This window comes from Brevundimonas sp. (genome assembly GCF_013823285.1).
In the GTDB taxonomy this organism is placed as follows: Bacteria; Pseudomonadota; Alphaproteobacteria; order Caulobacterales; family Caulobacteraceae; genus Brevundimonas.
The window spans coordinates 1-9,945 of the sequence record NZ_PNLV01000090.1 but is presented as its reverse complement, the minus strand read 5'-3'; the positions used below and the strand labels follow the sequence as shown (position 1 = coordinate 9,945).

General features: G+C 70.4%; 4 protein-coding genes and 1 pseudogene. 2 read left to right on the top strand and 3 right to left on the bottom strand.

What is annotated here, in order from left to right; genetic code table 11:
• Window positions 1-176 precede the first annotated feature (176 nt).
• The 3 genes from C0461_RS11520 to C0461_RS11510 all read right to left on the bottom strand — a co-directional run bounded on the left by C0461_RS11520 (window position 177) and on the right by C0461_RS11510 (window position 6,305).
• A complete protein-coding gene (locus C0461_RS11520) occupies window positions 177-2,336 on the bottom strand; it encodes an alpha-glucuronidase family glycosyl hydrolase (protein WP_292107052.1) in 2,160 nt (719 codons plus the stop codon).
• A 106-nt stretch (window positions 2,337-2,442) separates the two neighbouring features.
• Entirely contained in the window at window positions 2,443-4,065 is a 1,623-nt protein-coding gene (locus C0461_RS11515) for an alpha-L-fucosidase (protein WP_292107051.1), read from the bottom strand.
• Window positions 4,062-6,305 carry a hypothetical protein gene (locus C0461_RS11510; RefSeq protein ID WP_292107049.1) on the bottom strand — a complete coding sequence of 748 codons (2,244 nt, stop codon included), beginning with the start codon at window positions 6,303-6,305 and terminating at the stop codon, window positions 4,062-4,064. Before C0461_RS11510 ends, C0461_RS11515 begins: the two co-directional genes overlap by 4 nt.
• 542 nt (window positions 6,306-6,847) lie before the next feature.
• Here C0461_RS11510 and C0461_RS11505 point away from each other — a divergent pair.
• Window positions 6,848-9,171: pseudogene (locus tag C0461_RS11505) on the top strand (exo 1,3/1,4-beta-D-glucan glucohydrolase).
• Between the two features lie 10 nt (window positions 9,172-9,181).
• A partial coding sequence (locus C0461_RS11500) for a 2-dehydro-3-deoxygalactonokinase (RefSeq protein ID WP_292107048.1) occupies window positions 9,182-9,945 on the top strand: 764 nt, incomplete at its 3' end.

The window sequence follows — 9,945 nt, the reverse complement described above, 5'->3', positions numbered from 1 at the left end:
GGGCGCCCCATACTGGCCGGATGCCCTTCGTCCAACCCGGCCCCACTCACGTCGAAGCGCGATCAGTCAGTCGCCCGGCGCCGCTATGCCGCGTCCGCGGAGTGCAACGGCGAAATTCACTTTCGCTGAATTCATTCAGGAAACTCGAAAAAGTTGCACGCCGATTGCACTGTTTTTCAGTCCCAATGTCCCGGCGCGTGGGGAAAACTCAGGCTTTCGTAATGCGCCAGATCATGCTCCGGCGACGCATGGCCCTCGGGAATCGGCAGGCCGTTCAGGCTGCGCCAGTAGGCGATGGAGGAGTCCCGCCACCACCGCGCCTCGCTTTCCTGAATGGCGAGGAAGTCCGCGACCTCCCTGTGGCGGCGCGCGTCAACGTGATCAGTCAGCCCGGCCCATGTCCGGCGCATCGCGCCCGTGGCCGCCACGCCCCGGTCATAGCGCGCCACCAGCTCGTGCCAGAGGGGCCGTCCGGACGGCATGGGATGGTCCCACGGCAAATGGTGGAACCACAGCAGAAACCGCTCATCGATCTGCGCCGGATCGGCGAAGCGGGCCGCTGCCGCTGGCGCATACTGGCTCACCGCGTCGCTGCCGGATGCGGTGCGGTCAAAGCCGATCCCGTCCGCGTCGGCCCGGTGGAAATAGGTGGGGTTCCAGTCCGCCCGCGGCAGGTCGTCCACCCACGGCCCCGGCCCGTAGTGATGCCCGGTCGCCATCAGGTGGTTGAGGCCAAGCGGGGTCATGTAGTCCACAACGGCCTCGCGCGAGCCTATCATCATGGCCGTCACCGCCTCCACGAAGGCCGGGTCGGGCGTGAAGGTCATGGCGGCCCATTCGCGGGCGACCGCCTCGGCGCCCACCCCGGGATCCCACGCCATCCGCCCGAAGACGTACCAGTTGGCCTGATCGAACTGGGACCCCGACCAGTTGCGGTCGCTGCCCGTATTGGCCACCCCCGCCATGCCCGTCAGCCGGTGGCCGAACAGCGACCCGTCCACCACCTCCGCCACGGTCGATCCCGGCCCGCGCACATGGGTGTCAGCGTCCAGCACCTCTTCGTACAGCGGCCCCAGATACGCCAGGTGGGTGGCGAAGCCGAGGTACTCCTTGGTGATCTGGAACTCCATCATCAGGGGTGTTTCGGGCGTCGCGCCGAACAGCGGATGGAACGGCTCGCGCGGCTGGAAATCGATAGGGCCGTTCTTGACCTGGACGATGACGTTGTCGCGGAACTGGCCATCCAGCGGGACGAACTCGTCATACGCCTGCATGGCCCGGTCGGTGGGCTCGGCGTCGGAATAGACGAAGGCCCGCCACATCACGACGCCGCCGTGGGGCGCCACCGCGTCGGCCAGCATGTTGGCCCCGTCCGCATGATTCCGCCCATAGTCCTGCGGCCCCGGCTGCCCCTCGGAATTGGCCTTGACCAGAAAGCCGCCGAAGTCGGGGATCAGGGCGGAGATTTCATCGGCTTTCGTCCGCCACCACGCCTGCACGCGCGGGTCCAGCGGGTCGGCCGTGTCCAGCCCGCCGATCTCCACCGGCGCCGAGAACCGCGCCGACAGATAGACCCGGATGCCGTACGGCCGGAATACACCGGCCAGCGCCGCCGCCTTCTCCAGCCACGGCGCCGTCAGGCTCAGGGCGTCCGTATTGACGTTGTTGATGACCGTCCCGTTGATCCCGATGGAGGCGTTGGCCCGCGCGTAGTCGGTGTAGCGCGGGTCCAGATGGTCCGGCAGCTTGTGCCAGTCCCACAGCGACTGGCCCGCGTATCCCCGCTCCACCGTCCGGTCCAGATTGTCCCAGTGGTTCAGCAGGCGCAGGTTCACCGCCGGCGCCTCCCGGATGTCCAGATCCGTCAGCGCCTGCCGCGTCTGGATCAGCCGCAGGAAGTGGAACGCGCCGTACAGCGCGCCGGCATCCCCACCGCCCGCGATCACCGTCGCCGCATGTCCGTCCACGTCCACGTTGCGGATCACATAGCCCTCGGCGTCCAGCCCCGACACGTCCAGCCCCAGCGCCGTGATGGCCGCATCCCCCGCGCGCCCGACCAGCAACGCCCCGTCCCGGCTGACCGCCCTCGCCCGTTCCGGCGCCGCGCCCAGCAGGCCGGACAGTCCGCGCTCGAGCTCGTCGACCGCCACGCCCAGGGTCGGGGAGTCGCCGGCGACCACCAACTGCGTCGCCGCCACGCGGTAATCCGTCGCCGCCCCGGCTTCCACCGCCGGATAGCGCAGCCACAGGTCATAACCGTCCTCGGCCTTCGCCGCCCAGGCCGTGGTCAGGAACAGAGCAGCCGCGATCATCGCGGCGAGCAGGGCCCGCGTCATGGTCGTCCTCCCGTCGCCCGAGCGGCGATCATCGGCGTCTTTGGACGCCTCTTGTTATCGCTACCATTTCACAAGCCTTATCCGGCGCCAATGGCCGGAGGGCGGGTCAGATCAGGCCCCGCACCCTCAGCACCGGCGCGAAGGCGACGGGGCGCGTCGCGGGCAGGCGCACGGTCAGGGCGTCGTCGGACTGCTCGAAGGCCACGTCCCCCGCACCCAGAAGCGCCACCGCCTGCACCGCCCGACCGCTGAGCGCGCGGCGGCCAAGGCTGGTGATCCGCAAGGGACGCCCATCCTCGGGCCAGTCCATGGCGATAGCGTGCAGCACATCGTCCTTCGTCGTGAACCGCACGTCGGCGGCGGTGAACGGCCCGACCTCGCCTTCGCCGTGCATGCCTTCGCGGATCTCGGTCGGCCCTTCACCCCAGACGCGCCAGGGCCGCGTGCCGTGGATGGCCTCGCTGTTGACCGCCATCCAGGCCGCCATGTCGCGCAGGATCGCCTGTTCCTCCGCGTCGATGGAGCCGTCCCCGCGCTGGGGGATGCTCAGCAGCAGGGTCCCGTTCTTGGACACCACGTCCGCCAGCCGCTGGATCACCGCCTTCGCCGGCAGATAGGACCGGTCACGGAAGCGGGCCCGGTTGTAGTGCCAGTCGCCGATGCAGGTGCAGGTCTGCCAGGGCTCGTCGCGGATTTCGGTCAGGAAGCCCCGCTCCACCGACTCGGTGACGCCTCGCCGCTGGTCGACCGTCAGCCGCTTGCCCGTGACCACCGGCAGCTCGCCGCGCCAGTTCAGGGAGGCGTTGTAGTAGTGGGCCGTGGCCTCCAGCCCGTGGTGCTCCAGCGGCAGTCCGTAGTTGTCGAAATAGACGAAGTCGGGCCGGTAGCGATCCACCAGATCCCGCTGCCGCAGCGCCCAGTTCTCGGCGAAGCCGGGATTGTCGGCGGGGATGGTCTCGATCCACTGGCCGCTGTTGGCGTCGTGGAAGGCGTTCATGGACGCGATGCTGTTGATGCCGTCCGGCGGCGCCATGGTGGCCCCGGTGTAGAGCGCCTGCGGGTCCAGCCCTTCCCACCAGGTTCCCACCCCGTCCCCACGCCGCAGCCGCCAGGCGTCGTAGCGCACGCCCGCGCGCGGTCCCTCCGGGTCATAGCCATAGGCCGTCTGCCACCAGTGCCAGGCATGGGCGCCGTGGTTGGACACGCCGAAGCGCAGGCCCCGCGCCCGCACCGCCCGCTCCCAGGTCCCGACGATGTCGACGCCCGGCCCCACGCGGGTTGTGTTCCAGCCGTGGTGGGCGCTGGCGAACATGTCCAGATTGTCGTGGTGGTTGGCCATGGAGACGATGTATTTCGCCCCCGCCGCCTCATAGAGATCGAGCAGCGCCTCGGGATTCCATGCGCCCGCCCGCCAGCGCCCGATGAACTCGATGAAGCCGAACTCGGACGGGTGCCCGTATGTGGCCAGGTGGTGGTCGTAGACCGGGTTGCCCTGCTGATACATCTGGCGGCCGTACCAGTCCCCGGCCTCCGGCACGCACTGGGGACCCCAGTGGGACCAGATGCCCAGCTTGGCGTCGCGGAACCAGTCCGGCGTCCGGTAGCCCGCGATCAGGGAGTCCCAGTCCGCCCGGAACGGCCCGGTCGCCGCCGGGATCGTGGCGCATCCCGCCAGAGCCAGCCCGCCCGCTCCGGCCAGCAGGCCGCGCCTTGAAAATCCGTCGTTCATCTCGGTTCTCCATAGACCACGCCCCGGCCGTCGGTGGCCACATAGACCCGACCGGGAAGGCGCGGATCACCCGCCACCGCCCGGTAGCGGCGGGCATATTCATGCCGGTCGTCGTTGACCCTCAGCCAGGACCGGCCCGCGTCGTCGGATCGATAGATGCCCAGCACCCCGTCCCGCTCGCCGATGGCGTAGAGCGCCGGATAATCCTGCCCCGGCATCGGGGCGCCGAAATCCATGGACCGCACGGCCAGATCGCTGTCCACCCGCTGGAACCGCTGGCCGCCGTCGATGGAGCGGAACAGGCCGCGGGTGGACACGAACCACAGGTCGCCGTCGCGCCCCGGCGTGGCGCGCAGCGGAAAGGCGACCTCCCGCCAGTGGGGCTGGTCCCGCCACAGCTCGTCGGGCAGGCCCTGGCTGGGCACGGGCGCGAAGGTCGCCGCACCATCGACACTGACGAACCAGTCGCCCGAGGCGAAATCCAGCGCATAGAACAGCAGAGAATCTTGCCGGTCCGCCACCGGCCGCGCGAGCACGGGCAGGCCCTGCACGACCCGCCAGGTCGCGCCCCGGTCGCGGCTAAGGATCGGGCGGGGCGTGGCGACGACGAAGGTCTCGCCGTCCGCCGACACGGTGACGGGCGCATCGCGGTACAGGTCCATGCGCGGGTTCTCGGCCACCTCCGGATCAGCGGCGGGCGCCGGCCGGCCCAGCGGCCGCCAGCTGCGCCCGTGGTCGTCCGACCAGGCCAGAGTGGAGCCGTCCGCGCCCTCGGACCCCACGCCCTCGTGCGGCGTGCCCGAGCGCACCACGATGTTCGGCGCATGCCAGGCGTAGTCGATGCCGTTGGTGTTGCCGAACACCGGCGTCGTGAACTGCAGCGTCGGCGATGTGTCCAAATCCTCGTGCGCGAAGCCGGAGATGTCGCCGAACCCGGTCAGCAGGGGCGGTCCCTCGCGCGGGCTGACAAGAGTGATGACGGCGGTCTGCTCGATGCCGTCCACCCACGGCCGCCAGAGGGTCGGCGCGCCTTGATCCACGGCGCCCAGATTGCGTGTGGCGTACAGCGTCGCCCCGGTGCCGTAGACCATGTGGTCCGCATCGAACGGATCGATGGCCAGGGCCGCGATCCACCACCCGAAGTCCGGCTCATCCCGGCCCCAGTACAAAAAGGGCGTCCCGCTCACATCCCGCACCGCCTGTTCCCGCAGGCTGGTCCAGGTCGCGCCGTCGTCGGTGGTGCGCCACAGGGTGTCGCCGGGCCGCCAGCGGTTCAGGGTCGAGACCACCACCACGCCCGGTTCGCCCCGCGCCACGTCGACGCCCATGAAGCCGCCGCTGCCCGGCTCGTGGGGCGGGGTGATGTCGCGCCAGTCGCCGCTGTCCAGATCCAGCCGCCAGACCGCCCCGTCGGTCACCCCGTTGGGCCCGACGCCGCGGGTCCAGGTGGTGTAGAGCACGCCCCGCGCATCGATCACGCCCTTGACCGGCGACAGGCCGTCGGGTCCGCCGTCCAAACGCCGCCAAGTCTGGCCGCCGTCGTCCGAGCGATAGAGGCCCTGCGCGCCTTCGTCCGCCACGCCCGCAAGGATGACCCGGCTGCCCTGCCCCGCCGCGCCGCTTCGGCCGTCGAACAGGACGAAGCTGACCCCGGGATTGGTCGGCTGGCCCTGGGGCGGGACGCCGAGCCCTGCGTGGGGAAAGTCCGCGACCCGCCGCCAGGTCCGGCCATGGTCGCCGCTGCGCTGAAGCCCGTGGTGACGCGAACCGAAATAGAGGACCGCCGTGGCGTTAGGATCGACCGCCAGCCTTTCGCCCAGACCCCGCCCGTCCTCATTGCCGCCCATGGGAAAGTCCACGGCATGGGGGGTCCAGGTCTCCCCCCGGTCCGCGGAGCGCAGGATGGCGGCCCGTCCGCCCCGGTGCATGCCCACCGCCGCATAGACCACGTCAGGGTCCACCGGATCCGGCGCGATGCTCTCCACGCCGTAGAAGCTGGATTCCGCCTCGTCGTCCTGCAGCGGGACCCATCGCTCCCGCGCCGCGTCGAAGCGATAGGCGCCGCCCATGTCCGAGCGCGCATAGGCCAGGCCCGGCTCTACCGGGCTGAACACCACCCCCGGAATGAACCCGCCGCCGCCCACGGTGACATTGCGCCAGACATAGTCCGCGTCCTGCGCGGTCACCGTGACCGGCCACAGCAGGGCCAGCAACAGCATGAGCATCAGGCGTGCAGTCATGACGGTCCCTCCCCAGGGATCAGATCGCGGTTGCCGTTCCGGCGTTCTCGCGCGACAGTGATAGCGCTAACGGAATAACAGTTGACACGATTGCCACCTATGCATCAAGTTTGCACTGGTAAAAACGAGGGCCGCCATTCGAGCCGGCTCCGGGGGAGTGAAATCTGCATGGCCGACGGCCGCGCCCTTCCCCTGAGTCTTCCTCGCGCGACGACCCGCGTGTTTGCGTCCGAACCCTGAGCGAACTTCCGGCGCGATCGCACCCGCGGTCGCGCCGTCCCTTTGTCCGCCCGCCAAAAATCAGTCCTGGGGAGGTCCTGATGATCCACAGCCGCCGTTTCCTGACCGCGACCACGGCCGTCCTGGCCTTGTCCGCCGCCGCCTGCGCCTCGGCCCAATCAGTCACCCTGCCCGACCCGGTTCCGGCGGGAGCCGACATCCCCGTGCCCGCCGAGGCGCGCGCCGATCCGACGATCTGGCCCGCCAGCGCCACGCCGGGCGCCATCACCGATGCAGAGACCGAGGCCTTCATCACCGAGCTGATGAGCCGCATGACGCTGGAGGAGAAGGTCGGCCAGACCATTCAGGCGGACATCTCGGCCATCACCCCTGAAGACCTTGCGACCTATCCCCTGGGCTCGATCCTGGCGGGGGGCAATTCCGAGCCGGGCGGCGACGCCTACGCTCCGGCCCAGGCCTGGCTGGATCTGGCGCTGGCGTTCCGCGAGGCGGCGGCGGCGCGGGGCGGGACGGCCATCCCTCTGATCTTCGGCATCGACGCGGTGCACGGCCACAACAATGTGGTCGGCGCCACCATCTTTCCGCACAACATCGGCCTGGGCGCCGCGCGCAACCCGGACCTGATCCGCCGCATCGCCGAGGTCACGGCGCTGGAGGTGGCGGTGACCGGCGCCGACTGGACCTTCGGCCCCACGGTGGCCGTGCCCCGCGATGATCGCTGGGGCCGGGCCTATGAAGGCTATGGCGAACATCCCGAAATCGTGGCGTCCTACGCGGGCGCGGTGACGCTGGGTCTTCAGGGCGAGCTGGAATCGGGCCGACCGCTGGCCGCCGGGCGCATCGCGGGATCGGCCAAGCACTGGCTTGCGGACGGCGGCACGCTCAACGGCGCGGACCAGGGCGACGCGCAGATCACCGAGCGCGAGCTGATCGACATCCACGCAGCGGGCTATCCGCCTTCCATCAACGCGGGCATCCTGACCGTCATGGCCAGCTTCTCCAGCTGGAACGGGGTCAAGCACACCGGCAATCCCACCATCCTGACCGACGTCCTGCGGGGGCCGCTGGGCTTCCAGGGCTTTGTGGTCTCGGACTGGAACGCCCACGGCCAGATCCCGGGCTGCTCCAACGAGAGCTGCGCCGCCGCCTTCAACGCCGGCATCGACATGTTCATGGCGCCGGACAGCTGGCGCGCCCTCTATCACAGCACCCTGGAGCAGGCCCGCTCCGGCGAGATCGGCATGGCGCGCCTGGACGAAGCCGTGCGCCGCATCCTGCGGGTCAAGGTCAAGCTGGGCCTGTTCGAACCCGAAGGTCCGGCCAGCCGCGCGCTGGAAGGCCAGTTCCAGCATCTGGGCTCCGACGAACACCGGGCTGTGGCTCGCGATGCGGTGCGTCAGTCGCTGGTGCTGCTCAAGAACGACGGCGTCCTGCCGATCCGCGCCGGCGCCAACATTCTGGTGGCTGGAACGGCGGCCGACGATATCGGCCAGGCCTCGGGCGGCTGGACCTGACCTGGCAAGGCACCGGCAACCGGCGCGAGCACTTCCCCAACGGCCAGTCCATCTGGGAGGGCATCGAGGAGGCCGTGACCGAGGCGGGCGGCGCCGCCACACTGTCGGCGGACGGATCGTTCAACACCCGTCCCGACGTGGCCATTGTCGTCTTCGGCGAGACGCCCTACGCCGAGTTCCAGGGCGATGTGGAGCACCTGGACTTCGTCCCTGAGGAACCGCTGGAGATCCTGCGCGCGCTGCAGGCCCAGGGCATCCCCACCGTGTCGGTGTTCCTGTCCGGGCGGCCCATGTGGACCAATCCGGAGATCAACGCCTCGGACGCCTTCGTCGCCGCCTGGCTGCCGGGCGCGGAAGGCGGCGGTATCGCCGATGTGCTGATCGGCGACGCGGCGGGCGCCCCGCGCCACGATTTCACCGGAACCCTGTCGTTCTCGTGGCCGCGCACGGCGGTGCAGGGGCCGCTGAACGCCGGCCAGACCGGCTATGATCCCTTGTTCGCCTACGGCCACGGCCTGTCATACGCCCGGCCGGGCGAGGTTCCGACGCTGAGCGAGGAGTCCGGCGTCACCGGCGCGGCGGCGAACCCCGACCGCTACTTCACCGAGGGGCGCTTCACCCCGCCCTGGTCGCTGGCCCTTCGCGACGCGGGCGGCGAGCGACGCCTGGGACAGGAAGCCGCCGGCGCCAGCCCGCGGGGCGGCGTGACCGTGCGCTCCGCGGACGGCTCGGCCCAGGAATCGGCCCGGGCGCTGGTGTTCTCCGGCGACGGCGGGGTGGCCAACATCTCGGCTGCCCCGGTGGATCTGACCCGTCAGACCAATGGCGAGATGGCCATCGGCTTCCGCTACCGGGTGGACGCGGCGCCCACAGGCCCCGTGTTCCTGACGCTGGACGAAGGCATGGTCGACATGACCCGCCTCTTCGGCGCGGCGCCCATCGGCGAATGGCGCGAGATCAAGGTGCGCCTGTCCTGCCTGCGCGAGGCGGGGGCCAATGTGGCCGAGGTGTCCGAGCCCTTCGGCTTGAGCACGGAGTCCGCCTTCGCCATAAGCTTCGAGAACGTGCGGCTGGCCTCCAACGAAGGCGACGCGGTGTGCCCGGCGGACTAGACTGCCGCGTATGATCGACGCATCGCGCATCGCCCTGGTCGGCGTCGACTGGGGCAGCACCAACCTGCGCGCCTTCGCCATGGACGACGAGGGCGCGGTGCTGGACCGTCGCGCCGATGGACGCGGCGCGGCCGGCCTGTCGCCGGACGGCTTCGCCGCCGTGCTGGACGAAGTGGTCGGCGACTGGCGGGCGGGCGGCGCGCCCGTGCTGATCTGCGGCATGGCCGGGGCGCGCGGCGGCTGGGTCGAGGCGCCCTATGTGGAGGGCCCCGCCGCCCTGGCTGACCTGAGCGCACAGATGACCGGAGCCGCGCCCGGCGTCCGCATCGTCCCAGGCGTCTGCAAGCGGCAGGACGGCCGCCTGATGGACGTCATGCGCGGCGAGGAGGTTCAGGTGTTCGGCGCCCTGACCGACGGCGTCGCGGTCTGTCCCGGCACCCATTCCAAATGGGTGCGCATGGCGGGCGGCCGCATCACCGACCTGCGCACGGCCATGACCGGCGAACTGTTCGCCGTGCTGCGCGCCCACTCCATCCTGGGGCGCAGCATGACCGAAGGCCCGTTCGACCCGGAGGCCTTCGACGCGGGCGTGGACCGGGGGCTCGGCGACCCCGCCCTTACCGCCGCCTTGTTCTCTGTGCGTACGGCGGAGCTGGACGGCCGTCTGACGCCCGGCGCCGCCCCCGACTATCTCTCGGGCCTGCTGATCGGGTCAGAGATCGCGGGCGCGGGCGGCGGGTTCGAAGGCCCGGTTCACCTGATCGGCGCCCCGGC